Source organism: Saccharopolyspora mangrovi, from assembly GCF_035320975.1.
Classification (GTDB): Bacteria; Actinomycetota; Actinomycetes; order Mycobacteriales; family Pseudonocardiaceae; genus Saccharopolyspora; species Saccharopolyspora mangrovi.
The window spans coordinates 161989-185865 of sequence record NZ_JAWLNX010000004.1 but is presented as its reverse complement, the minus strand read 5'-3'; the positions used below and the strand labels follow the sequence as shown (position 1 = coordinate 185865).

Annotated in this window: 21 protein-coding genes and 2 pseudogenes; 9 read left to right on the top strand and 14 right to left on the bottom strand. The window is 71.4% G+C overall.

The features are described 5' to 3' along the window. Window positions 1–82: 82 nt before the first annotated feature. From R4I43_RS07585 to R4I43_RS07575, 3 genes are read right to left on the bottom strand one after another with little or no spacing between them, the layout of a single operon-like run. Entirely contained in the window at window positions 83–2746 is a 2664-nt protein-coding gene (locus tag R4I43_RS07585) for an exo-rhamnogalacturonan lyase family protein (RefSeq protein ID WP_324264818.1), read from the bottom strand. A 19-nt stretch (window positions 2747–2765) separates the two neighbouring features. Continuing rightward, on the bottom strand, window positions 2766–3566 hold the full coding sequence (locus R4I43_RS07580; protein WP_324264817.1) for a DUF6807 domain-containing protein: 801 nt from the start codon (window positions 3564–3566) through the stop codon (window positions 2766–2768). Continuing rightward, window positions 3551–4645, bottom strand: coding sequence for a Gfo/Idh/MocA family protein (locus R4I43_RS07575; RefSeq protein WP_324264816.1), 1095 nt, complete (start codon window positions 4643–4645; stop codon window positions 3551–3553). The genes R4I43_RS07580 and R4I43_RS07575 overlap by 16 nt, the downstream gene beginning before the upstream one ends. 164 nt (window positions 4646–4809) lie before the next feature. On the opposite strand from R4I43_RS07575, the gene R4I43_RS07570 reads away from it, so the two are divergent. The 7 genes from R4I43_RS07570 to R4I43_RS07540 all read left to right on the top strand — a co-directional run bounded on the left by R4I43_RS07570 (window position 4810) and on the right by R4I43_RS07540 (window position 12435). After that, window positions 4810–6186 carry an MFS transporter gene (locus R4I43_RS07570; RefSeq protein WP_324264815.1) on the top strand — a complete coding sequence of 459 codons (1377 nt, stop codon included), beginning with the start codon at window positions 4810–4812 and terminating at the stop codon, window positions 6184–6186. A gap of 51 nt (window positions 6187–6237) precedes the next feature. Then, window positions 6238–7245: a LacI family DNA-binding transcriptional regulator gene (locus R4I43_RS07565; RefSeq protein ID WP_324264814.1), complete on the top strand. Its 1008-nt coding sequence runs from the start codon at window positions 6238–6240 to the stop codon at window positions 7243–7245. A 71-nt stretch (window positions 7246–7316) separates the two neighbouring features. Next, the gene (locus R4I43_RS07560; protein WP_324264813.1) at window positions 7317–8465 is read left to right on the top strand and encodes a Gfo/Idh/MocA family protein; all 1149 of its coding nucleotides are present in this window, start codon (window positions 7317–7319) and stop codon (window positions 8463–8465) included. Then, window positions 8462–9613: a dihydrodipicolinate synthase family protein gene (locus tag R4I43_RS07555; protein WP_324264812.1), complete on the top strand. Its 1152-nt coding sequence runs from the start codon at window positions 8462–8464 to the stop codon at window positions 9611–9613. Before R4I43_RS07560 ends, R4I43_RS07555 begins: the two co-directional genes overlap by 4 nt. 5 nt (window positions 9614–9618) lie before the next feature. Next, entirely contained in the window at window positions 9619–10455 is an 837-nt protein-coding gene (locus tag R4I43_RS07550) for a sugar phosphate isomerase/epimerase family protein (RefSeq protein ID WP_324265030.1), read from the top strand. Between the two features lie 329 nt (window positions 10456–10784). After that, on the top strand, window positions 10785–11603 hold the full coding sequence (locus tag R4I43_RS07545; protein ID WP_324264811.1) for an SDR family oxidoreductase: 819 nt from the start codon (window positions 10785–10787) through the stop codon (window positions 11601–11603). A 172-nt stretch (window positions 11604–11775) separates the two neighbouring features. Next, the gene (locus tag R4I43_RS07540; RefSeq protein ID WP_324264810.1) at window positions 11776–12435 is read left to right on the top strand and encodes a flavin-containing monooxygenase; all 660 of its coding nucleotides are present in this window, start codon (window positions 11776–11778) and stop codon (window positions 12433–12435) included. Window positions 12436–12472: 37 nt separating this feature from the next. Here R4I43_RS07540 and R4I43_RS07535 read toward each other — a convergent pair whose 3' ends face one another. The 6 genes and pseudogenes from R4I43_RS07535 to R4I43_RS07510 all read right to left on the bottom strand — a co-directional run. After that, the gene (locus R4I43_RS07535) at window positions 12473–12610 is read right to left on the bottom strand and encodes a hypothetical protein (RefSeq protein ID WP_324264809.1); all 138 of its coding nucleotides are present in this window, start codon (window positions 12608–12610) and stop codon (window positions 12473–12475) included. 15 nt (window positions 12611–12625) lie between these two features. Then, window positions 12626–12781, bottom strand: coding sequence for a hypothetical protein (locus tag R4I43_RS07530; RefSeq protein WP_324264808.1), 156 nt, complete (start codon window positions 12779–12781; stop codon window positions 12626–12628). A 434-nt stretch (window positions 12782–13215) separates the two neighbouring features. Beyond that, window positions 13216–14145: a thermonuclease family protein gene (locus R4I43_RS07525; protein ID WP_324264807.1), complete on the bottom strand. Its 930-nt coding sequence runs from the start codon at window positions 14143–14145 to the stop codon at window positions 13216–13218. A gap of 101 nt (window positions 14146–14246) precedes the next feature. Beyond that, window positions 14247–16046, bottom strand: coding sequence for a family 78 glycoside hydrolase catalytic domain (locus R4I43_RS07520; RefSeq protein ID WP_456115121.1), 1800 nt, complete (start codon window positions 16044–16046; stop codon window positions 14247–14249). Then, a pseudogene (locus R4I43_RS07515) lies at window positions 16045–16098 on the bottom strand (hypothetical protein); the annotation flags it as partial. The gene R4I43_RS07520 and the pseudogene R4I43_RS07515, both read right to left, overlap by 2 nt. Before the next feature lie 35 nt (window positions 16099–16133). Continuing rightward, window positions 16134–16910: pseudogene (locus R4I43_RS07510) on the bottom strand (alpha-L-rhamnosidase N-terminal domain-containing protein); the annotation flags it as partial. 100 nt (window positions 16911–17010) lie between these two features. Between R4I43_RS07510 and R4I43_RS07505 the strand changes: the two are divergent. Continuing rightward, window positions 17011–18000, top strand: a complete 990-nt coding sequence (locus R4I43_RS07505; protein ID WP_324264806.1) for a LacI family DNA-binding transcriptional regulator — start codon at window positions 17011–17013, stop codon at window positions 17998–18000. 25 nt (window positions 18001–18025) lie between these two features. On the opposite strand, the gene R4I43_RS07500 is transcribed toward R4I43_RS07505, so the two are convergent. Genes R4I43_RS07500 through R4I43_RS07485 form a run of 4 tightly spaced genes read right to left on the bottom strand, consistent with a single transcriptional unit; the run spans window position 18026 to window position 21304 of the window. Next, a complete protein-coding gene (locus tag R4I43_RS07500; RefSeq protein ID WP_324264805.1) occupies window positions 18026–18751 on the bottom strand; it encodes an HpcH/HpaI aldolase family protein in 726 nt (241 codons plus the stop codon). Continuing rightward, window positions 18748–19506, bottom strand: coding sequence for an SDR family NAD(P)-dependent oxidoreductase (locus R4I43_RS07495; protein WP_324264804.1), 759 nt, complete (start codon window positions 19504–19506; stop codon window positions 18748–18750). Before R4I43_RS07495 ends, R4I43_RS07500 begins: the two co-directional genes overlap by 4 nt. Then, entirely contained in the window at window positions 19503–20171 is a 669-nt protein-coding gene (locus tag R4I43_RS07490; RefSeq protein WP_324264803.1) for an alpha/beta fold hydrolase, read from the bottom strand. The genes R4I43_RS07495 and R4I43_RS07490 overlap by 4 nt, the downstream gene beginning before the upstream one ends. Then, the gene (locus R4I43_RS07485; RefSeq protein ID WP_324264802.1) at window positions 20168–21304 is read right to left on the bottom strand and encodes a cupin domain-containing protein; all 1137 of its coding nucleotides are present in this window, start codon (window positions 21302–21304) and stop codon (window positions 20168–20170) included. Before R4I43_RS07485 ends, R4I43_RS07490 begins: the two co-directional genes overlap by 4 nt. Window positions 21305–21405: 101 nt before the next feature. On the opposite strand from R4I43_RS07485, the gene R4I43_RS07480 reads away from it, so the two are divergent. Continuing rightward, window positions 21406–22320, top strand: a complete 915-nt coding sequence (locus R4I43_RS07480) for a LysR family transcriptional regulator (protein ID WP_324264801.1) — start codon at window positions 21406–21408, stop codon at window positions 22318–22320. Window positions 22321–22539: 219 nt separating this feature from the next. Here the strand turns inward: R4I43_RS07480 and R4I43_RS07475 are convergent, their stop codons facing one another. Continuing rightward, window positions 22540–23817: an MFS transporter gene (locus R4I43_RS07475; RefSeq protein ID WP_324264800.1), complete on the bottom strand. Its 1278-nt coding sequence runs from the start codon at window positions 23815–23817 to the stop codon at window positions 22540–22542. Between the last annotated feature and the right edge of the window lie 60 nt (window positions 23818–23877).

Below are 23877 nucleotides of genomic sequence, written 5' to 3'. Positions count from 1 at the left end.
GTGCTCGAGCCTAACAACCCGCCTTCCGATCCCCTGCGCTTTCGGGTGCGCGCCCCGCTGAAACGCGCACCCGAAGCCGGGATCACGGGGCCTCGTTGGGGGCTACGGCGAGGAGGGTGATGGTGGCCAGGATGCGTTGGGCCGCGTCGTTGGTGGCCACCGACGGGGCTGGGATTTCCTCGACGGGGGCCGGGACCGCTGGGCCGTCGACCTGGGTCGGGGTGGGCCAGGGTTGGCCTTGGGGGTCGGTGCGGAATTCCTGCCAGCCCCGGTGGCGCAGGGCGGGGTCGTCGAGCTGTTCTCCTGCCCAGGCCGAGACCCTGGAGTAGATGGTCGGGAACAGACCGGCGTCGAAGTCGCGGCCGTAGCGGGCGATCTTCTCCTCCGGGACGGCCTGGCCGTAGCGGGCGAAGTCCAGGTAGGTCTGGCGGAACTCCGGGACGTCGACGAGGTCGAGGACTTCCCAGAGGATCTGCTCGCCGAGGAACGCCATGCCGAGGTTGCGGCTGCCCTCGAAGTCGCCCCGGTTGAAGTTCGTGAGGTGCCCGGTGGCCGGGTCGAACCCGACCGCGCCACCTGCTTCGCCGGTGAACAACCCCGCCGGGAAGGTGGCGATGTCGCGCATGCCGGTGACGATGCGGTCCCGCCAGCGGGTGTCGCCGGTGCGCTCCCACTCCGTCATCCAGTTGCTGACCAGCGCGTACCAGTCCGGGCCGATGCGCAGCCTCGCCGGGGCCTCGGTCTGCGGGGGCAGGACGGCGCGCAGCGGGTCGATCTCGCGCAGCGTCTCGTCGGCCTGCAGCGACGAGCGCAGGACGTCGCCCAGGAGCTCATCGGCGGTCAGGTAGTGGGCGAAGCGCTTCGTGTAGGCCTCGGCGACGCGGGCCTCCTTCGCGCCGTCGCCCCAGTGCACCACCGCGTGCCGCGAGCCCAGACCGGCGAACCTTCCCGCGTGGTGGGTGTCGACCTCGGCGACGTGCCTGGTCATGGCCTCCGCCAGCCGGAACGTGCGGGCGTCCCCGGTGCGCAGGAAGACGTACCAGAGCATCGCGTCGGTGCCGAGCTCGGCGTTGTCCCACGCGTAACCGCCAACGTCGTAACGCCATTCGTGCCGATCCGGGTCGTAGGTGTGCATCACGTCGCCGTGGTGCCAGAACCCGTACCACTCGCGCTGCTCGACCTGACCGGCGTAGAACTCGACGTCGCGCTCGATGGAGTCCTCCAGCGCCGACCGCGCCGGGGTGCTGCGGTCCGGCAGGCTCCAGCGGCCGAAAACCCCTGCCGCGTGATAGGTCCGGGGGTCGGCGACCAGCTGCGGCGGATCGGTCTGCGTCCGGGACAGCGCCGCGACCGCGTCGCGGTCCGGGGTCGACTCCAGCGCCCAGAGGGTCATCTCGGTCGACCGCATCATTCCATGCGGGCTGCCGAAGTCCTCCTGCACGTCCTCGTAGGCCAGGCCGAGCCCGTGCGCCTCGGTGTCGTAGGTGCGCATGTCCATCGCAGCGGCCTGCGGCGCGTACGACCACAGCGTCACCTCGGCCGTCTCCCCCGCCGCACCGCGGACGTCGAAGGAGCGCGGGAAGCGCTGCCAGAAGTCCCGCATCCCGAACCCGAGCCCGCCGCTGGCGCCTCCCACGTAGCCGAACCCCGCCGCGCGCTCACCGCGACCCGCGTGCTTGAGCCACGAGCCGCGGGAGCTCGTGCGCTTCCACACCGCGAAGTGGCGCGGTGATTCCTGGAACAGCGTGAAGTCGTTCCACAGCGCCAGTTCCCGGTACCCGTTGCGGACGCGCTCGTCCCACTGCTCGACCGGCGGCGTGGCGGTGCCCTCGAACTGGGCCCTGCGAACGGCCTCTCCCGGATCGCGGCGCAACCCGGTGAGCACCCGCACCGGCTCACCCCACACCCCGCCCTCGGTGGTGCCGAAGCGCAGGTGGCGGTCGTGCGGCTCGTCGATCATCGCCACCGACACGCGCAAGCCCAAGCCCCGCACGAAGTCGCGGTTCTCGTCGGCGTCCCACACGAAGCTGTGCACCAGCCGCAACGACTCGTCGCCCTCGCCGAGGTAGACGCGCAGCGTCCACGGCAGGATCGAGCGGCCTCCGGAGCGGTAGGTGCCGGTCACCTTGACCACGGCGCGCACCGGCCCGGACCGCTCGATCTCGACCGCGTCGACGACGCCGGAGAACTGCTGGTGCGCAGGCGAATCCGAGTCCTCCGGCTTGTCCTGCAGCTCCAGCACCAGGGTTCCGCCGGTGGCCGTGCTGCGCGCGCCGCGCCGAATCTGCGGCAGCACCACGGGACCGCTGGTCGCCACGTGCACCTCGACGGTGCCGTTGCTCAGCACGACCGCACCGCCCTCGCGGCGCGCGGTCACCGGAACGCCCGGTGCGGCGGGCGAACCCGGGCGGAGTTCGAAGTTCGAGCCCGAAACCCGGCCCGAGACGGCGTGACCGCTCCACTTCACCGAACCGTCCGGCCAGTGGGCCAGCGGCCAGCTCTGCACCGGAACCGGGTTCCCGTCCGCGACCAGGGTCAGCGGGGTGTCCTTCGGCAGCGCGGCCTTCGGCCACGGCACGCCGAACGCCGTGCCGGTGCTCGCACCGGGAGTCCCGTTCAGCCAGCGCAGCGGCACACCGGCCGCCCGGTTCTGGGCGTGCGATGCCGGCGGGAACGCACTCATCGCCGCCGCAGCGGACACACCACCGAGGAAGAGCCTCCGGGACAGCGAGAAATCAGCGGACAACTCCGGTCTCCGATCGTCGTCAGGAATGCGCCCAGGACTCGGCTTCCGACGTGCTGAGCACGCCGTCGGCGATGAGCACCCGCATGCCGCGGGTCAACGAGGCACCGGCGTCGAGCCGGACCGGGTCGACGGCAGCGAGCTGCAGGCCGACACCGGGGTAGCCGTCGACCCGCACGAACCACGGGTCGTCGCCACCGGCGAACACGAGCGTGAAGTTCCGGTCCGACCAGGCCAGCCACGGTGCGAACGACCCGTGCACCGCCTCCTCCCCCGACGCCTCCGCGGTGAACACCCGGGGCTCGGCGGCCGGTGGGAGCCGCCAGAACAGGCCTCCGTAGCCGGCGCCGGTGCGGCCGTTGGTCGCCGGGCTGCCCAGCGCCAGCGGGCGGGAGGTCGAGTTGGTCAGGGTCGTGGTCACGTCCAGCTGCCAGCCCCGAGCGGCCTCGCGGGCCCGCACCCGGCGGGACTCGAACAGCAGCGCCTCCGACGGGCTCCGCCAGCTCAGCGACTCGTCGAAACCGACGTCCGACCAGGTCAGCGCCGTGCTCTCGATGCGCCCGTGGTCGTCGAGGTCGACGTAGCCCGCGTCGCGGACGTAGGTGCGACCGCCCCAGAAGTTCCAGCCGTCGACGTCCTGCAACGCCACCGACAACCCGAGGTGCCACGGGTGGTCCTCGGGGCAGGTGTCGGTCACGACCCGCCCGCCGAGGGTGCGGATCGGGTGCAGGTGCGGACGCGGGCCCAGGCGAGCGGGCAGCTCTGCGCCGGTGCGGTGCTCGGCGACCACGACGTCGCCGATCCGGATCACCTCGTCAGCCACGACACCTCCATCTCAGACCACAGCTGCAACGACTCAGCGGATAGCACCACGTCTTCCGACACCCCTGGGATCACGCGCAGCCCGCGCGAAGCGTCGTGGACGCACGGGATCTCGCGCGGGTCGGGCGCAGTGCGCACCGCTTCCAGCACCCGCATGAACGGCCGCGTCGCCTCCGGCGGGACCAGCAGCGGCTCCCCGGAGCGGGTGTGGGCGATGAGGTTCTCCAGCAGGTCGGTCGCCGAGTGCTCGGTGGTCTCCACCCGTTCCGGGGTCTCCAGCCGGACGCGGTTGCGGCGGTACTCCAGCACGATCCGGCCCTGCGAGCCGTGGACCACCACGAACGGCTCCACCTCGCGGTCCGCGCACAGCGTCACCGCGACCGTGATCGGAACGCCGCGGGCCGTCACCAGCCGCAGGCACGAGGTGTCGTCGGCCTCGATCGGGTTCGCCCGGTACAGCTCCACCGACAGCTCGCGCGGCGCCTCGTCGCCCGAAACCCCTTCGACGGCCAGGGCGTTGGCGATGGCGTGCGCGAACGGGTTGGTCAGCGCGCCGTCCACCACCGGAGCCCCGTCCAGCACGCGCCGCCCGGCCCAGCGGGCCCGGCCGTAGTAGTCGGCGTCGCGCTGCCAGGCACCGCCCGCGCCGATCCCGCGCAGCTCCCCGATCACCCCGTCCGCGACCAGCGTCCGCACGTGGGCGAGCGCGTGCGAACCCAAGCTCTGGAAACCGATCTGGCACGCCCGCCCGGTCGTCGCCAGCGACGCCGCGAGCTCGTCGAACTCCGCGAGCGTCGGCGTCGGCGGCTTCTCCAGCAGCACGTGCGAACCCGCCCGCGCCGCGGTCAGCGCCAGCGCCGCGTGGGTGTGGATCGGGGTGCACACGATCGTCACGTCCGGGCGGGTCTTCACCAGCAACGCGGACAGGTCCGGTTCCACCGGCACGACGAGGTCGGTCTCCGGCGGTCGCGGATCGCAGATCCCGACCAGCCGGACGTCCGGCAGCTCGTCGACGTTTCGCAGGTGCCAACGGCCGTGCCCGTGCACGCCTGCCAGCACGACAGTGGTCGGAACGCTCATCGGTCCTCGCAAGTCCTTCGGCTGCAGCGCATCGTAACCATGCGGAAAGCGCATTCCAATACGCCGTCGAGAGGTTGACACGGAACGAACCGAGACTGTTCGATGGAAAGCGCTTACCCGCCTGCAGGGCCGATCGGGACAACGAAGTGCCGAGGAGACAACTAGTGGCAACACGCACGACGGAGCGCACGAGCGACTCCAGGAGCAATTCGCGGAAGGCAGCAGCCAGCGGCTGGATCGGCAGCGCACTCGAGTACTACGACTGGTTCGTGTACGCCCAGGCCGCCGCGCTGGTCTTCCCGAGCATCTTCTTCCCCGAGGGCAACGCGACGGTCGCGCTGGTCTCCTCGCTGGGAACCTACGCCGTCGGCTACGTCGCCCGACCCATCGGAGCGATCCTCTTCGGCCACTACGGCGACCGGCACGGCCGGAAGAACGTGCTGGTCCTGGCCATGCTGCTGATGGGCTTCTCGACCTTCGCCGTCGCACTGCTGCCCACCTACCACCAGGCCGGGCTGCTGGCACCGGTCCTGCTGGTGCTGCTGCGGTTCGTGCAGGGCTTCGCCGTCGCCGGCGAGCTCAGCGGCGCCAGCGCCATGATCGCCGAGCACGCGCCGTTCGGCAGGCGCGGCTACTACACCAGCTTCAGCCTGCACGGCACCCAAGCCGGCCAGATCATCGCCGCGGCCGTGTTCCTCCCGCTGTCGGCGGTGCTCTCGGACCAGGCCTTCGACTCCTGGGGCTGGCGGATCCCGTTCCTGCTCAGCGCCGTGGTCGTCTTCGCCGGTTACGTGATCCGCCGCCGGGTCGAGGAGACCGAGGTCTTCACCAAGGCCGAGGACACGCCCACGCGGGCACCGTTCGTGCAGGTCATGCGGGAGAGCGGCACCGACGTGCTGCGGGCGATCTGCATGACGCTGGTCAACGTGATCGGCGTGGTGGTGTCGGTGTTCGGCGCCGCCTACGCGACGCAGTCGGGCTACGGCATCGAGATGAGCAAGTCCGTCTACCTGTGGATCCCGGTGGTGGCCAACCTGGTGGCGCTGCCGTTCATCCCCTGGTTCGCCAGCCTGTCCGACCGCTTCGGCCGCCGGCCGCTGATGATCGTCGGCGCGCTGGGTTCGGGGCTGCTGTCCTTCGCCTACCTGTGGTCGGTCAGCCGGGGCGACGTGGTGCTGACCATCGTGCTGGCCATCCTGACCTGGGGGATCTTCTACCAGATCTGCAACGCCACCTTCGCCGCGTACTACCAGGAGCTGTTCCCGGCGCGGACCCGCGTCACCGGCTTCGCCATCGCGCAGAACGTCGGCCTGACCATCACCGCGTTCCTGCCCAGCATCTTCACCCTCGCCGCTCCCCCGGGGTCGGCCAACGTCCCGCTGGTCATCGGCGGGTTGTGCCTGGGCATCAACGTGATCGCCGCGATCGCGGCCTGGTCGGCGCGGGAGACCCACCGCGTCCCGCTGGAGGTGCTGGGCGAGAAGGACGCGGTGCCGATGCCGCGCGAGGAGTTCGAACGGCTGCGCTCCGAAGCCCGCTGATCGCTGGGCGCTATCCTGGGGAATACGCATTCCCCACCAGCAAGGAGCGTCGTGGCGGCACGAGCAGCGACCCTCACCGACGTCGCCAAGGAGGCGGGCGTCTCGCTCGCGACCGCGTCGCGAGCGCTCAACGGCAGTGACCGGGTGGTCCGCGCCGAACTGCACGAACGCGTGCTGGCGGCGGCCACCCGGCTCGGCTACTCGCCGAACGCGCAGGCGCAGTCGATGGCCCGCGGCTCCACCGACTTGGTGGGGCTGCTGGTCAACGACATCTCCGACCCCTACTTCTCCACCATCGCGGCGGGCCTGGCCAACGCCGCCGAGGAGCAGGGGTTGCTGGTCATGCTGTGCAGCACCGCCGGTCGCCCGGAGCGCGAGCTGGAGCTGCTGGGCGCGCTGCGGCGGCAGCGCGGGCGCGCGATCGTGCTGGCGGGCAGCCGCACCAGCGACCGCTCCCACCTGCGGGAACTGACCGCGCAGATCGAGCCCTTCGTCGCCTCGGGTGGGCGCGTGGTGGCCATCAGCGAGCCGAAGCTGCAGGTGGACACCGTCGTGGTGGCCAACCGCAAGGGCGCGCAGGACCTGGCCGCCGAGATCGCCGCCCTCGGCTACCGCAAGCCGGCGGTCCTGGCCGGGCCGGAGGACCTGCTGGTCTCCAAGGACCGCCGGGACGGGTTCATCGCCGGGTGGCCCTCGCGCGAGCCGGTCGTGGTGGCCGACGAGTTCAGCCGCGACGGCGGTTTCCGCGCGATGCACCGGCTGCTGGACTCCGGTGCCGAGGTGGACTGCGTGTTCGCGATCAACGACCTGATGGCGATGGGCGCGATGGCGGCCTGCCGCGAGCGGGGCGTGGACGTGCCGCGCGACCTGGCGGTGGCCGGGTTCGACGACATCTCGACGCTGCGCGACGTCACCCCCGCGCTGACCACGGTCCGGTTGCCGCTGACCGAGATGGGGCACATGGCGCTGGACCTCGTGCTGGGCGAGCGCACCGTGAAACCGCGTCGCCGCAAGGTCCAGGGCGAGGTCATCGTCCGAGAAAGCACTCCGCCCCGCTGAAGCCCTCTTGCATCGGGCACCCGGTTCAGCCTACGGTTCTGGTAAGCGCTTTCCAAAGAAGGAGGTTCGGCATGGCCGAGCGACGGCTGGGCGTCATCATGAACGGCGTGACCGGGCGAATGGGATACCGGCAGCACCTGGTCCGGTCGGTCCTGGCCATCCGGGAGCAGGGCGGGGTGGAGCTCTCCGACGGCACCCGCGTGGTGCCGGACCCGATCCTCGTGGGCCGCAACGAGGAGAAGCTCCGCGAGATCGCCAAGAACCACGACATCGACCGCTGGAGCACCGACCTGGAGGCCGTGCTGGCCGGGCCGGACGAGCTGTACTTCGACTCCCAGCTGACCTCGGTGCGCGAGCCCGCCATCACCCGCGCGCTGGCCGCGGGCAAGCACGTCTACACCGAGAAGCCGATCGCCGACGACGTCGAGGGGTCGCTGCGGCTGGCCCGCCTGGCGCACGACGCGGGCGTGAAAACCGGTGTGGTGCACGACAAGCTGTACCTTCCGGGACTGCTGAAGCTGCGCCGGCTGGTGGAGTCGGGCTTCTTCGGCCGGATCCTGTCGGTGCGCGGCGAGTTCGGCTACTGGGTCTTCGAGGGCGACTTCCAGCCCGCGCAGCGGCCGAGCTGGAACTACCGCGCCGAGGACGGCGGTGGCATCGTCAGCGACATGTTCCCGCACTGGAACTACGTGCTGGAGAACCTCTTCGGCCAGGTCGAGGCGGTGACGGCGAAGGTCGTCACGCACGTCCCGGAGCGCTGGGACGAGCGCGGCGAGTCCTACGCGGCCACCGCCGACGACGCCGCCTACGGCATCTTCGAGCTCTCCGGCGGGATCATCGCGCAGATCAACTCCTCCTGGGCCACGCGGGTGCACCGCGACGAGCTGGTGGAGTTCCACGTCGACGGCACGCACGGCAGCGCGGTGGCCGGGCTGCACCGGTGCGTCGCGCAGCACCGGGTGCACACGCCCAAGCCGGTGTGGAACCCGGACCTGGTGGAGACCACGCCGTTCCGGCAGCAGTGGTCGCCGGTTCCCGACAACCAGGAGTTCGACAACGGCTTCAAGGCGCAGTGGGAGCAGTTCCTGCGGCACCTGTGCGACGACGGCGACCACCCGTACGACTTCCTCGCGGGCGCGCGCGGTGTGCGGCTGGCCGAAGCCGGCCTGGAGTCCTCCCGCGAGGGCCGCCGCGTCGAGATCGGCGAGGTGACGGCGTGATCCTCCTCCCCCAGGCCGACGGCCGGATGGTCGAGCACAGCACGGGTTCGCCGCGCGAGTGGCCGAAACCCGACGGCCCGCTGCGGTCCCGCACCGCGTTCGCGGCGGCGCACGTGGTTCCGCGCGTGCTCGGCGAGAACGTGCCGGGAGCACCGGCGGACATCGACTGGGACGCGACGCTGGCCTACCGGCACCGGATCTGGTCCTACGGGCTCGGCGTCGCCGAGGCGATGGACACCGCGCAGCGCGGCATGGGCGTCGGCTGGCAGGAGGCCGCCGAGCTGGTGCGGCGCTCGGCGGCCGAGGCCCGCTCGGTCGGCGGCACGATCGCGGCAGGCGCTGGAACCGACCACCTCACCGGGACACCGACGTTGCCGCAGGTGCTCGACGCGTACCGGGAGCAGGTGGAGGTCGTGGCCGGGGCGGGCGCGCGGGTGATCCTGATGGCCTCCCGCGCGCTGGCGGCGGCGGCCCGCTCGGCCGAGGACTACGCGTCGGTCTACGGGACGCTGCTGGCCGAGGCCGACGAGCCGGTCGTCCTGCACTGGCTCGGGCCGATGTTCGACCCGGGGCTGAGCGGCTACTGGGGCAGCGACGACGTCCCGACGGCGACGAAGACGTTCCTGGAGATCATCCGCGCCCGGCCGGAGAAGGTCGACGGCGTGAAGGTCTCGCTGCTCGACGCCGAGCACGAGGTCGCGCTGCGGCGGGAACTCCCCGACGGCGTGAAGCTCTACACCGGCGACGACTTCAACTACCCGGACCTCATCGTCGGCTCGGGCGGGGATCACTCGGACGCGCTGCTGGGCATCTTCGCCGCCATCTACCCGGCGGCGTCGGCGGCCGTCCAGGCCCTGGACCGCGACGACCCGGCGACCGCGCAGTCCATCTTGGACAGCACGAAGGCGTTGGGGCGGCACATCTTCGAGCAGCCGACTTTCCACTACAAGACCGGGATCGCGTTCCTGTCCTGGCTCAACGGCCACCAGCCGGGATTCTCGATGGCGGGCGGCCTGCACGCGGGGCGTTCGGTGCCGCACCTGGCCGAGGTGTTCCGGCTGGCCGACCGGGCGGGGCTGCTGGTCGACCCGGCCGCGGCCGAAGAGCGGATGCGCGGGTTCCTCGCGGTGAGCGGAGTGCAGCGGTGAGCGATCTGGGACGACTGTCGCTGAACATCGCGACGACGAAGAAGTGGACGTTGCGCGAGGCGGTGGACGGCGCCGCCCGCGCCGGGCTTCCCGCCGTGGGCCTGTGGCGGGACCGCGTCGCCGAGGAGGGGCTGGCCGAGTCGGCCAAGCTCGTCCGGGACGCGGGGCTGCGGGTGTCGAGCCTGTGCCGGGGCGGGTTCCTCACCGCCGCCGACGTCTCGGGCGTCCGCGCGGCGCTGGAGGACAACCGCGCGGCGATCGTGGAGGCCTCGACCCTCGGGACCGATGCGTTGATCCTGGTCGTGGGCGGGTTGCCGGAGGGCGACCGGGATCTGGCGGGCGCCCGCGAGCGGGTCGCCGAGCGGATCGCGGACCTCGCGCCGTTCGCCCGCGACCACGGCGTCCGGCTCGTCCTGGAGCCGCTGCACCCGATGTACTGCGCCGACCGCGCGGTCATCTCGACGCTGGGCCAGGCCCTGGACCTGGCGGCTCCGCACCCGGCGGAGGAGGTCGCGGTCGTGGTCGACACCTTCCACGTCTTCTGGGACCCGGCGCTGACCGACGGCATCGCCCGCGCCGGGCGGGAGAACCGCATCGCCTCCTACCAGGTGTGCGACTTCAACCTGCCGATCGCGCAGGACGCCCTGCTGTCGCGGGGGATGATGGGCGACGGCGTCATCGACTTCGCCGCCATCACCGGCATGGTCGACGCCACCGGCTACTCCGGTGACGTCGAGGTCGAGATCTTCAACGCCGACATCTGGAACTCCCCCGGCGACCAGGTCATCGCCACCATGACCACCCGCTACCGGGACCTCGTCCTCCCCCACCTGACGAGGTGAGGTGGGAGGTCTCAGCCGAAACCTCGCCTCCGCGCCAGTTTCCGCTGAAACCTCCCCACCCACGACAACCTCAGACCGGACCCACGCGGGGGGGGGGGGGGGGCGGGGCCCCCCCCCCCGCCCCCCGGGGGGGCGTACACCACCCCCCCCCCCCCCCCCCCCCCGCGTGGTCTGGTCATCGACGAACCGAGCCGCTAGCCTACCAAGCACTTGCTTGTCACGATTTCAATGGAAATCGGGTGCCCGATTTCAATGGAGATCCCGGTTCTGAGTTCCATTGAAATCGGGGGTCACTGGAGCCGGGTGGTCGATGAGGTGAGGAGGCGGGGTTGTCGACGTTGCCGATGTTCCGGCTGGACGGCCGGGTCGCGTTGGTGTCCGGGGCAGGACGCGGGATCGGGGCCGCGACGGCGCTGGCGCTGGCGGAGGCCGGTGCCGACGTGGCGGTGCTGTCGCGGACGCCCGAGCAGCTCGAGGCCGTGGCCGAGCAGGCCCGCGAGCTGGGCCGACGGGCGGTGGCGGTCCCGACCGACGCCGGGGACGCCGAGGCCGTCGCGGGCGCGGTGGCCCGGGTCGCCGAGGAGCTCGGACGCATCGACGTCGTGGTGAGCGTGACCGGCGGGTCGATGCCCCGGCCGTTCACCAGCACCCACGACGAGGCGCTGCGGAAGTCCTTCGAGAACAACGTGGTGCACGGCGTGCGGCTGGTGCGCGAGGCCGTGCCGCACCTGGTGAAGTCGGACGCGGCGAGCGTCGTGATGGTCTCCAGCAGCACCGGCCACCTGGTCGGGCGCGGCTACCTCGCCTACGGCGCCGCCAAGGCCTCGCTCGACCACGCGGTGCGGATGATGGCCGCCGACCTCAACCCGCGCATCCGCGTCAACGCGGTCGCCCCGGGTGCGATCCTCACCGAGGCGCTGGAGGTCGTCGCCGCCGATCCGGAGATGAAGGCGACCCTGGAGGGCCACACGCCGCTGCGCCGCATCGGCGTTCCCGAGGACATCGCCGCGGCGATCCTCTACCTCGCCTCCCCCGCCTCGTCCTACGTCACCGGCCAGGTCCTGGCGGTTGATGGCGGGCTGGTCACGCCGAACATGCCGCTGCCGCTCCCCGACGTCGAGGCCGAGGGCGGTTCCGGTCCGAACTGACCGGGCAGATCATGGGCGCTGTGGACCAGCACCCGCCCGCTGCCGCTCACCCGAACGCCACCCGGCACGCGGTATCCGACGCCCCGACCCAGCAGTAGCGTCGAGGGCCCGGGGGCGAGAACCGCAGGATTCGCCCTGATGAATACGACCCGTCGCTGCGGGAGGTGGCGTCGTGGGGGACGAGTTCGACGTGGTGATCGTGGGGGCCGGGCTGGCCGGGATCGGGGCCGCGCACCAGCTCCACACGGCGTTTCCCGGGATGGACTACGCGATCCTGGAGGCGCGGGACGCGCCGGGCGGCACCTGGGACCTGTTCCGCTACCCCGGGGTCCGGTCGGACTCCGACATGTTCACCTTGGCCTACCGCTTCCGCCCGTGGTCCGGGGCGCAGTCCTTCGCAGGCGGCGAGGCGATCCGCGACTACATCCGCTCGACGGCCGCCGAAGCGGGCATCGACCGGCGCATCCGCTACCGGCACCGGGTCATCAGCGCCTCGTGGTCCAGCGACGAGGCCCGCTGGACGGTGCTGGCCGAGCACGACGGGCAGCAGGTGCGGCTGACCGCGAAGTTCCTCCACCTCTGCCCCGGCTACTACCACTACGAACAGCCGCACGACCCCGAGTTCCAGGGCACCGAGCGCTTCACCGGAACCCTCGTCCACCCCCAGGACTGGCCCGAGGACCTCGACCACGCGGGCAAGAAGGTCGTGGTGATCGGTAGCGGCGCCAGGCGATCACGCTGGTCCCGGCGATGGCCGAGGACGCCGAGCACGTCACGATGCTGCAGCGCTCCCCCAGCTACGTCGTGGCGATGCCCGGCCGGGACCCGCTGATCACCCACCTGCGCGGCGTTCTCGGCCGGCGCGCGACCTACGCGCTGGTGCGCTGGAAGAACATCCTGCTCGGTTCGAGCATGTACTGGGCCTGCAGGCTGTTCCCGAAGCTGATGCGCGAGTCGATCCGCAGGTCGGCGGCCGGTCGGCTACCGGCGGGCTTCGACGTCGACACGCACTTCAACCCGAGCTACGACCCGTGGGACCAGCGCCTGTGCCTGACTCCCGACGGCGACATCTTCGAGGCGCTGAGCAGCGGGAACGCCTCGGTGGTGACCGATCGCGTCGAGGAGTTCACCGAGACCGGGATCCGGTTGCGCTCGGGAGCCGAGCTGGACGCGGACATCGTCATCACCGCCACCGGACTGCGGCTGCACCCCTTCGGCGGCATCACCTTCACCGTCGACGGCCGCGAGCTCGCCCCGAGCGAGACGACGGTCTACAAGTCGGCGATGCTCTCCGGCATCCCCAACCTGGCCTTCACCTTCGGCTACACCAACCACAGCTGGACGCTCAAGGCCGATCTGGTGGGCGAGTTCGTCGTCCGCCTGCTGCACCAGATGCGCCGCAACGGCCACGACCAGTGCGTTCCGGTCAAGACCAGGCCGGGGCAGCTGCCGATGATCGAGAACTTCACCTCGGGCTACGTCCATGGGGCATCGACGCGTTCCCGCGCTCGGGCGCGAGGTCGCCGTGGCGGGTGCGGATGGACTACTTCCACGATCTGCTGGTGCTGCGGCACCTGCCGGTCAGCGACCGCAACCTGCGGTTCAGCCGGCGTCACTCGCAGGCCACACCGTCACCGTCGCTGTCCAGTTTGGACGAATAGCCAGTGTCGCCGCGCCGCAGCGGTGCGACCCCGGCGGCCCTGGCGTCCGCGCAGGACGCGTAGTAGGCGGGCAGCGCGACCTCGGGCGCCGGTGGTGCGGGCTGGACGACTGGCCGGCACCCCTCGCTCCACAGCCCTCGTCCCGCGGCCTTCGCGGTCGCTTCGGCCTGGGTGAGCTCGGAGGTGAGCCCGTCGGCCAGGAACGACTGCGGGTAGAGCCGCGCCGCGCCCTGCTGCAGCGCCAGCGAGGAGTACTCGGCGCCGTCCGGCAGCAGCAGCGAGACCTCGGGTTCGGGGCTGCGGCCGCTGCTCCAACCGACGCCGAAGACGGCCTTGACCGCCGCACCCCGCAGGGTCCGCTCGGCGAACTCCCGCGACTCGGCGGACCAGCACTCCCCCGCCACCGGGGCCTGCACGCCCGCGATGCGCACGACCTGCGGTTGCTGGCCGTCCAACCGGATCAGCACCCGGTCGTCACCGAGGACTTCCTGCACCAGCGCCGGGACCTGCGGAGGCGGTGGGGCGATGACGGGCTCGGGCGTGACCACCAACGGCGGCGGCGAGCTCGGTTCCCGCAGCACCTGCGGGCCGGCCGGTTGCGCGCGCCGATCCGCCTCGCCGAGCCCGCCGACGGCCAGCAGCGCGATCACGGCGGCGAGCGCGCAGGCGCCCGCGATCAGCGGAGCCCGCTTCGAATCGCCCTGCCGGTGCCAGTAAGCGGCGACGGCGAGCCAGAGCGTTAGCGGCCAGAACACCGCCGCCACCAGCCCGGCCATCAGCCACGGCCACGCGCGCCCCTGCCTGGCTCGCTGCTGCCAGAGCAGCACGCTCATGACCACCGTCGCCACCACGCCGACCAGGTGGACGATCCCGAAGACCATCAGACTCCTCACTGCGCTCGCGTTCGGAGAACGATGATCCCTCACTCGATCGAGTGATCGTCGGCAGATCGCTCAGAACACCACTCCACCGGAGCAACCGGTCAGATCGAGGTGGTGGTCTCGTGCCGCCCGGAGCCGATCTCGTACGGCGACGAGCCAGGCAGGTCGACGACGGCGCGGGTGCCGGGCGGGATCTCAACGGTGACGGTGAGCTGGTCGCCGTCCCGCGTCCAACCGACCTCGGCGTGCCCGTAGGGCGTGTCCAGCGCGGCGTGCGCCCAGGTCAGACCGCCGCCCGGGCGAGGTGCGATGCGCAGCCGGCGGTAACCGGGCGAGCCCGGGGCAAGCCCGGCGACGGTGCGCTGCAGCCAGTCGGCGACCGCACCGAGCGCGTAGTGGTTGAACGAGGTCATCTCGCCGGGGTTGACCGTGCCGTCGGGCAGCATGCTGTCCCAGCGCTCCCAGACGGTGGTGGCACCCATCGTCACCGGGTGGAGCCAGGACGGGCTCTCCCGCTGCTGGAGCAGCTCGTAGGCGGTGTCGAGGTGCCCGGTCGAGGTCAGCGCGTCGCAGATCACCGGGGTGCCGAGGAAACCGGTGCCGATGCGGTGACCGCCCGCGCGGACCAGCTCGGCGAGGTGCGCGCCGGCGATGTCGCGCTCCTCGGCGTCGAGCAGGTCGAAGTGCAGCGCGAGCGCGTAGGCGGCCTGGGTCCGCTCGCTCAAGGTGCCCGGCCCGGTGCGGAACTCGTCGCAGAACGCCCGGCGCACCTCCTCGGCGAGGGTGCCGTAGCGCTCGGCGTCCGCGGTGCGGCCGAGGAGCCCGGCGGTGCGGGCGAGCAGCCGGGTGCTGTGCGCGAAGTAGGCGGTGGCCACCAGTTCCGGGGAGGTCATGGCCTGACCCGGGTTCTCCGGCGGGGCGTTGGGGTCCAGCCAGTCGCCGAACTGGAACGGTTGGCGCCAGATGCGGCCCGGACCTGCGATCTCGTCGACCGCGTCGATCCAGGCGCGCATGCTCGGGTACTGCTCGGCGAGCACTCCCCGGTCGCCGTAGCGCTCGTGCAGCACCCACGGCACGATCACGGTCGCATCGCCCCAGCCGGTCATCGGCATCCGGCCCTCGGGCGCCCCTTCGGGCAAGCGCAGCGGGATGTCCGGGCTGGCCACCGGCGGGATGCCGCGCTCGTCGTCGAACTGGTCGGCCGCCAGGTCGCGCAGCCAGGAGACGAGGAACCCGCGGACGTCGTGCAGGAACGCGGCGGTCGGGGCGAAGACCTGGAGGTCACCGGTCCAGCCGAGGCGTTCGTCGCGCTGCGGGCAGTCGGTGGGAACGTCCAGGAAGTTCCCGCGCATGCTCCAGACGACGTTGTCGTGCAGCCGGTTCAGCAGCTCGTCGGAGCACGCGAAGCGGCCGGTGCGCCGCAGGTCGGTGTGGCAGACCCGCGCGACGATCTCGTCGGGCCGGACGTCACCGGTGACCTCGGCGTAGCGGAACCCGTGGAAGGTGAAGCGCGGTTCCCACGTCTCGCGGCCCTCCCCGCGCAGCACGTAGCGATCGGTCGCCGCCGCACCCCGCAGCGGGCGGGTGCACAGCTCGCCGTCCTGCAGGACTTCGGCGTGGCGCAGGGTGATCTCGCTGCCGCGTTCGCCGGTGACGCCGATGCGCAGGCGACCGACGAGGTTCTGCCCGAAGTCCACGATCACCCGCCCGGACGGCGACTCGCTGATCTCCACCGGCGCGATCTCCTCGGTGCAGCGCACCGGCGGGCCGGTGGGCGCCACCAGCAGCGCCGGGGCGTGCGGGACGGAGCGCAACGTTCCCAGGCGGAGTCGTCGAAACCGGCTCCGACCAGCCGGGCAGCTCGTCCCGGGCGTCGTGGTGCTCGCCCTCGTAGAGTCCACTGGAGACGATGGGTCCGGCTGCGGCCCGCCAGGTCTCGTCGGTTCCGAACACCCGGGTGGTGCCGTCGGCGGAGGTACCTCCAGCTGCGCGAGCAGCGCGAGCCGGTCGCCGTAGATGTTGCGGTACCCGCCGTCGAAGCCGAGCCTCCCCGCGAACCAGCCGTCGCCGAGCCACGCGCCCAGCGCGTTGCGGCCGGGTCGCAGCAGGTCGGTGAGGTCGAAGGTGCGGTAGCGCAGGCGGTGCCGGTAGGAGGTCCAGCCGGGCGCCAGCACCTCGTCGCCGAGCCGGGAACCGTTGAGCTCCAGCTCGTGAACGCCGTGCGAGGTCACGTGCAACCGCGCTCGCTCGACGGCCCCGTCGAGGGTGAACTCCCCGCGCAGCAGCGGCGGGCGCTGCTGCGGGTTCGCCGGTGCGATCAGCTGCGCGGTCCAGTCGGCGGGTTCGAGCAGTCCGGCCTCGACGTGCAGCGGCCGGCTCCAGGCCGACGCCCGTTCACCGGAGAAGACCCGGACCCGCACCCGGGTGCGCTGCCGGGAGCGCAGCGGCTCGGCGGGCCAGTCGACCAGCACCGATTCCCGCGACTCCACGCGATGAGCGACGCCGTCGACCTCGATCTCGCAGGCGGTCTGGTCCCAGCCGGGTTCGGCGCGGACCTCCCAGCCCAGGCGCGGCCGCGATTCCCCGATGCCCAGCGGGTTCTCGTGGTGCTCGGCGCGCACCTCGACCACCGACGCGTCATTGCCAGCTGACACCCTCGTCCTCCCCACGCCTGCTTGAAACGTTTCACGTCGTGACGGCGCACGCCCTCCCGAGCAACACCTGTTCCACCCAATGAACCAGCAGCGGCGAAATCGGTTCTCCATACGTATTCATCCGGCGCCTGGTCCGCGCCCGACGGCCCAGCGGAGCGTGGAACGCGCTGGAGTAGTATTCGTATGCAGCTACTCCGAGGGGAGAAGGGCCTTGATCACCAGTCGCGACGTGGCACGCCTCGCGGGTGTTTCGCAGCCGACCGTGTCGCGGGCGCTTCGCGGCGATCAGCGCGTCTCGGAGGCTACTAGGGAACGCGTCCAGCGCGCGGCCGATGCGCTCAACTACGTGCCGAGCGAGACCGGTCGCAGCCTGTCGACCCGGATGACCAAGCGCATCGGCGTGGTGGTCACCGACCTGACCAACCCGTTCTACCCGCACCTGATCGGCCCGCTGCACGACGAGCTGGAGCAGCACGGCTACCGGATGATGCTGTTCACCGAGCGGTCCGAGACCGCCGTGGCCAGCCAGCGCCTGCTGGACCGCTCGATCGACGGCGTCGTGCTGGCGACCGCGACCGTCGGCTCCCGGCTGCCCGATGACCTGCAGCGACGCGAGCTCCCGTTCGTCTTCCTCAACCGCGAGGCCGGCGGTCAACCCGCCGACGCCGCCGTGGTGGACAACGAGCTCGGCGGCAGGCTGGTCGCCCGCCAGCTGGCCGAGCTCGGCCACCACGACATCGCCCACATCGGCGGCCCGGCGGACACCACCACCGGCCGCGACCGCGAGATGGGCTTCCGGCTGGGACTGTCCGAGGCCGGCATCGGCCTGCCCGAGGACGCCGTGCGGCGCGGGCCCTTCGACTTCGACACCGGCTACCGGGCGCTCACCGAGCTCCTCGCCGGACCGACCCGCCCCACCGCGGTGTTCTGCGGGAACGACGTGATCGCGATCGGCGCGTTCAACGCCGCCCGCGCCCACGGCGTGCGCATCCCCGACGACCTCGCGCTCATCGGCTTCGACGACATCCCGATGGCGGCGTGGGAGGCGTTCGACCTCACCACCGTGCACTACGACCTGGCCGAGCTCGCCCAGGAGGCCGCCCGGCTGCTGGTCCAGCGCATCGACGACCCGGACGACGAGCCCCGCCGCACCCTGTTCACGCCCGAACTCGTGCTGCGCGGGACCCACGCCGCCCGCTGAACGGGCGGCGCGATCCCTGTGCTGCTCAGGGTTTCAAGGTCCGGAGCAGCTGCATCAGGACGTGGGTGAGGTTGTGGAGGACCATGCCCGGCGGGGCTTGGGCGCCCTGCTCGGTCGAGCCGACGATGGTCATCAGCGGTCGCCCACCAGCGGCCTCCACGACCTGGGCCAGGCGTTGTGCCACGGCCGGGTCGGCCGGTCCGCTCTTGCCCATCGCCACCGAGAGGTCCGCCGGGCCGACCAGGACGGTGTCGACGCCGGGGACCGCGAGGATGTCGGCGGTGTTCTCGCAGGCCAGCGGGGTTTCCAGCATCGGGATGACCATCGTGGTGCGCTCGGCGGCGGCCAGGTGCTCGGCGATGGTGTTGGTGCCGAAGCGGCCGGCTCGGCTGTAGGTCGCGAAACCGCGCTCGCCCAGCGGCGGGTAGTGCGCGGCGGCGACCACCTCGCGCGCCTGCTCAGGGGTGTCGACGTGCGGGACGATCACGCCCTGCGCGCCGAGGTCGAGCACCCGCAGCACCAGGGCCGGTTCCCGCTCCCCGACCCTGACCAGCACCGGGAGGTCGTGGGCGGCGGCGATCTGCAGGTGCTGCTGCAGGCTCAGCAGGTCAGCGGGCCCGTGCTCGCAGTCGATGACCGCGTAGTCGAGCCCGGCCACGGCGGCCATCTCCAGCAGGGTTTCCGACGGCAGCCGCAGCAGCGCGCCGTGCAGCCGCTCACCCGCGTGCACCCGTTGCTTCAGCGTGGTCATCGCGCCACCATCCCGGCCGAGAGGTCGATGTCGGCGCCGCACATCCCGCGCATCTGCAGCATCGCCACCAGCGCCTGGCCGACCTCCTGCTCGGTCACCATCCGCCGCAGCAGCGCGCGGGAGACGAACTCCTGCTCGGCGGCGGCCTCGGTGGTGCCGGTGCGTTCGGCTTCGAGCCGGAAGTTGCGGGCCATGCGCGGGCCTTCGACCGGCCCCGGCGACAGCGAGTTCACCGTCACCCCGTGCGGCCCGACCTCGCCGGCCAGCGTCGTGGTCAGCCCGATCACCGCGGTCTTCGAAGCGCAGTACGGAGTTCGGCGCAGCAGCGGCCGCTTCCCGGACACCGAGGCGACGTTGACGACGTCACCGCTGCCGCGCTCGACCATCTGCGGCAGGAACGCGCGGCACATCAGGTAGACGCCGCGCACGTTGACGTCGAAGACCTCGTCCCACTCGGCGGGTTCGACCTCCAGCAGCGGTTTGACGGGTCCGGCGACCCCGGCGTTGTTGACCAAGATCGAGATCTCCTCCCCCGCCAGCTCCGCGGCCAGCGCCGACACCGAGTCGGGGTCGGAGACGTCGCAGGTCGCGGCACGCCCGTCGAGACCGTCCAGGGTCTCGTCGAGGGTGTCGCGCTTGCGGCCCACGGCGACGACCCGGGCCCCGGCCGACGACAACGCCCGGGACATGGCGCGTCCCAGGCCGTTGCCGCCACCGGTGACCAGGGCGGTTCGCCCGGCGAGCGGTGTGGTCATCCTTCTCCTCGTTCCAGTAGTCGCCGGATGAGCGCGCCCACCACGGCAGGTCGTTCCAGCGGCAGCAGGTGCCCTGCTCCGGAGAGCACGTGCAGCCGCCCGCGCGGCGCGCTCTCGGCGATGTCCTCGTGAAAACCGGTCGGGCACAGCGCGTCTCGGTCACCGCAGAGCACCCGCACCGGACCCCGGTACCCGGCGATGGCGTCGAACGCCTCGGTGCGCGTGGCCTGCGCGGCCAGTTGCGCGCGGAAGACCTCGGGGCCGATCCGCTTCGCCATGCCCAGGAACCGCTCCCGCAGCGGACTCCGGGGCTCGGCGAACATCGCGGGCAGGATCTCCGCCACGACCTCGTCGAAGTCGGCCGCGGCCTGCCGCTGCCACGTCCGGAGTTGTTCGGGCCGAGGTGCCCCGGCGTTGGTCGACAACGCGCCGAACGCGCTCACCCGCTCCGGCGCGCGCCGCAGCACCTCGAACCCCACGATCGCCCCGAGGCTCAGCCCCACCAGGGCGAACTCACCGTCCACCGCGGACAGCACCTGCTCCGCCATGCCGCCGACGCTGGGTTCGGTGATCTCCGCGCGCACCACCTCGCCCGGTAGCTCCGGCAGGTCCGACCACAGGTCGGCATCGCAGAGCATGCCGGGCACCAGCACGACCGGCGTCACTTGCCCACCGGTCGCGGGATGAGGTGGAACGGGGCCAGGTAACCGTTGTGGTCCACGCCCACCCCGGCGTCGGCCGCGGCCTTGACGACCTCGTCGTCCCACTCGAGGCGGACCCGACCATCACCGCTGTTGATCACCAGCATGCTGGCGGTCTCGTCGGAGACGTTGCGGACCTGGCGCCAGGCCCCGGCCGGCACCGAGAGCATGTCCCACGGCCCCAGCTCCACCGAGATCTCCTCCTGCCGGTTGAGGGTGACCTCCCACCGTCCGTCCTTGACCATCAGCACCTGAGTGCCCGCGTGCCGGTGGGTCGGCATGCCCTCGCCGGGCGCCGCGCGCAGCCAGGAGATGTTGTGGCCGTGCGGGTTGTGGATGACCGGCTCCTGCATCCGGTCCTCGGTCATGCCGTAGCCGATGACCTGCGCCAGCTCGACCGCTCCGCCCGGCAGCGCGGAGCCGAGCAGCGCGCGGGCCGACCACTCCAGGTCCTCGGCGGTGGCGACGCGCTTGCGCATCTTCTCCACCGGGTAGGCGGGCAGCTCGGCGATGTCCTCCGCGTTCATCGGCCGCTTGAGCTCAGCCCCCTCGGGCTTGTCGTCGCCGGCGACGGTGTCGACGAGCCGGTTGTCCTCGGTCAGGAACAGCCCGTGCCCCTCGGCCTCGCGCAGCACGCTGGGCCCCCAGATGATGCCGCCGGTGTCGTCGTGGCCGAGGCAGGTGAACAGCCAGCCGTCGTCGGGCCCGATGTTGGTGAAGCCCCGGAAGATCCAGGTCGGGATGGAGGCGATGTCGCCCTCCCGCAGCACCAGCTCGCCCTCCTGCCCATCGGCTCCCCAGCGCAGCAGGAACTCGCCCCGGAAGCAGATGAACACCTCGGCGGTGAAGTGCAGGTGCAGGTTGTTGACGATGCCGTGCGGCATCGCCGCGGCACCGATGTTGTAGCCGTGCGCCTCGCGCAGGTTGACCACCTGGTTCGGGCTTTGGGTCACCCCCGGCCCGATCATCGAGTAGTTCTCCTTCCGGTCGGAACCCGGTGTGCGGCAGTCGATGAACGCCTGGTTGCACGAGACGAAGTCCGATCGCCGGATCGTCCGCCGCTCCAGTTCCTGCCGGGTCACCTCGACCTGAGACATCAGCACCTCCAGTGAATACGTATGTATCGATAAAAGCCGTTGTCCGCAGCCCTGTCAATAGCGTCACGGCAACCGTCTGCCGGTGTCGTAGAGTGCGGCCCGTGACCCTCAACCAGCTGCGCGCGTTCCTGCTGGCGCACCGGCTCGGCACCTTCACGGCGGTGGCGGCCGAGCTCGACATGGCCCAGCCCTCGGTGTCCGAGCTCGTCCGGCGGCTCGAGGAGGAGCTCGGGGCCGTGCTGTTCGTGCGCGGCAGCCGCAAGCTGACGCTGTCCGAGGCCGGGCGCGCACTGCTCCCCTTCGCCGAGCAGGCGCTGGCGGCCGTGGACCACGGCGGCGCGGCGGTGCGCGCGCTGAACTCGCTCAGCGGCGGCACGGCCACCTTCGGCCTGCTGCGCAACGCCGACTACTACCTGCTGTCGGACCTGGTGCGGCAGTTCCTCGACCGCTACCCCGACGTCAAAGTGCGCCTGGTGGGCCAGAACTCGGCCGAGACCGCGGCCGCGGTCCGCGACGGCGACCTGGAGGCGGGCCTGGTCGTGCTGCCGATCGATGACGAAGCGCTGTCGGTGACGCCGCTGGCCCGCGACGAGGTCCTCTACGTCAGCCCCGATCCCGAGCGAACCAGGCGGCCGGTCGCCGTGGAGGACCTGACGACCGCGCCCCTGATCCTCTACGACGCCCGCTACGGCTGGGCCGATCCGACCCGCCGCCAACTGGCCGAGCGCGCCCAGCTGGCCGGGGTCGCGCTCGACGCCGGGATCGAGGTCGAGCACGTGGAATCAGCGCTGCGGCTGGCCGCCCAGGGCATCGGCGACACGATCGCCTCCCGCGCCGTGGTCGACAGCCGCCGCTTCCCGGCCGAGCTGCACACCGCACCGTTCGCCGAGCCGCTGCACGACACCATCGCCCTGATCCACCGCCGCAACCGGACGCTGTCCCCCGCCACGAGGGAACTCGCCCGACTGGCCCAGGAAACCCTGCTCAGCAGCGGGACTTCCTGGGCCAGCACGTGAACTTCGTTGGGAAGACACCTCGGACTTGCGCGCAAGCGGCGCAGCCGCGAGATGTGAAGACCACCCCCGCAACTCGCACCGCCGCGGGTTCTCAGCGGTTCTCTGGGGAGGACGCCGCGACGCCGTGTAATTGGCATACATCAGGAGTGGCGCCCGGACCCAGAGAACCGCTGAGGTTCCGCTACCCGCACCGCTACGCAAATTGAGTGGCGCTTCGTGCTATTCCATCGGTTTTCCGGTGGTGAGGTCTAGCCGGTAGCTCTCCTCCATCCACTTCACCACGACCACCAGGGAGATGACCGCTGCGATCGCGAGGTAGCCCCAGACCGCGTAGATCGTGCCGAAGGTGCTCACCAGCAAGGCCGAGACGAACGGCGTGATGCCGGAGAACACCGCGAACGAGCAGTTGTAGGCGACGCCGCCCGCGCTGAAGCGGGTCCTGGTCGCGAACATCTCCGCGACGCAGACGGTGACGATGCCGGTGAGGAAGAACTCCGGGATCACGTAGATCAGCTGCGCGATCACCGCCGAGGTGAACGTGCCGACCTGCGCGACCGCGAAGGCCACCGGCACCAGCACCAGCGCCGACAGGTACCCGGTGATGAGCATCGGGCGCCGGCCGATCCGGTCCGAGAGAGCACCCGCCAGCGGCAGCAGCGGGATGATCACCGCGACCGAGATCGCGTTGGAGCCCAGCGCTTCCGCGCGCGACAGGCCGACGTGGGACGACAGGAACTCCGGCAGGTAGGTGACCCAGGTGTAGGAGACGATCGCCAGGGTGATCGACGAGCCGCAGAACACCAGCATCTCGCGCCACTGCGACTTGAAGGCCTCGGTCAGCGGCGCCTTGACGACGTCGGAGCCGTCGGCGGTGGCCTTGACGAACTCCGGGGTCTCGCCGACGCGGTTGCGCACCCACAGGCCGATCAGGCTCAGCGGCAGCGCCAGCAGGAACGGGATGCGCCAACCGTAGCTCTGCAGCGCGGCGTCGTCGAAAATGACGGCGGTCAGCGCGGAAGTCCCGGCGCCGCCGAGGATTCCGACGAACACGCTGATCGAGACGAACGAGGTGTAGTAGGCGCGCCGCTTCGGTTCGGCCCACTCCACGACGAACGCGATGGCGCCGACGTACTCACCACCGGAGATCAGCGCCTGCACCATCCGCATCAGCAACAGCAGCAGCGGCGCGAGCACGCCGACCTGCTGGTAGGTGGGCAGCACACCGATCAGGGCGGTGCACAGACCCATCAACGCGATCGTCCACAGCAGGACGGACCGGCGGCCGAAGCGGTCGCCCCAGCGGCCGAGGATCATGCCGCCCAGCGGTCGGATGATGGTGCCGATGGCGAGGATCGCGTAGGTGCTCAGCACCCCGACGACCGGGTTCTGCGACGGGAAGAACACCGGTGCCATGACCGGTGCGAGGTAACCGTAGATGCCGAAGTCGAACTGCTCGACGAAGTTTCCGATCACGCCGGCCGTGACGGCCTTGCGCATCGGCGCTGGGGACTGTGCCTGCTTTTCGGGCACGGGAGTTGAGGTCGACAAACGCTGCTC

Coding starts and splice junctions, on each gene's coding strand:
- R4I43_RS07530 (WP_324264808.1), bottom strand. CDS start 12,781: ATGTCCGCGTCCAGCTCGGCTCCCGAGCGCAACCGGATCCCGGTCTCG.
- R4I43_RS07575 (WP_324264816.1), bottom strand. CDS start 4,645: ATGAGCGTTCCGACCACTGTCGTGCTGGCAGGCGTGCACGGGCACGGC.
- R4I43_RS07475 (WP_324264800.1), bottom strand. CDS start 23,817: ATGCGCAAGGCCGTCACGGCCGGCGTGATCGGAAACTTCGTCGAGCAG.
- R4I43_RS07495 (WP_324264804.1), bottom strand. CDS start 19,506: ATGACCACACCGCTCGCCGGGCGAACCGCCCTGGTCACCGGTGGCGGC.
- R4I43_RS07500 (WP_324264805.1), bottom strand. CDS start 18,751: ATGACCACGCTGAAGCAACGGGTGCACGCGGGTGAGCGGCTGCACGGC.
- R4I43_RS07560 (WP_324264813.1), top strand. CDS start 7,317: ATGGCCGAGCGACGGCTGGGCGTCATCATGAACGGCGTGACCGGGCGA.
- R4I43_RS07525 (WP_324264807.1), bottom strand. CDS start 14,145: ATGGTCTTCGGGATCGTCCACCTGGTCGGCGTGGTGGCGACGGTGGTC.
- R4I43_RS07485 (WP_324264802.1), bottom strand. CDS start 21,304: ATGTCTCAGGTCGAGGTGACCCGGCAGGAACTGGAGCGGCGGACGATC.